General features: G+C 60.8%; 1 protein-coding gene. It reads right to left on the reverse strand.

Going from position 1 to position 278, the window contains the following annotated elements:
- A partial coding sequence (locus EN853_RS33785) for a LysR substrate-binding domain-containing protein (protein WP_245517541.1) occupies nucleotides 1-278 on the reverse strand: 278 nt, incomplete at both ends.

Consider the following 278-nt stretch of genomic DNA (forward strand, 5'->3'; position numbering starts at 1 on the left):
GCCGGATATGGGGTATTGAGGCTGCTGCTGCGGCCGGCTTTCCTCGATCCGCTTCAAAATCCAGTGGCGGAAGAGCCTTATCTTGCGAATGTTCCGGCGGTTTTCGGGGTAGACCAGCCAGTAGTTTTTGCCCTCGCTGCTGAGATGCTCGAAGGGTTGATAAAGGCGGCCGAGCGCAATCTCATCGGCATAGAGTTCCGGGGTGAGCATGGCGACGCCCTGGCTGGCGATCGCCGCTGCGGCCTCGAAGGCCTGCACATTGAGACGGCTGCGGGGAT

Source organism: Mesorhizobium sp. M1C.F.Ca.ET.210.01.1.1 (assembly GCF_004791585.1).
GTDB lineage: Bacteria > Pseudomonadota > Alphaproteobacteria > Rhizobiales > Rhizobiaceae > Mesorhizobium.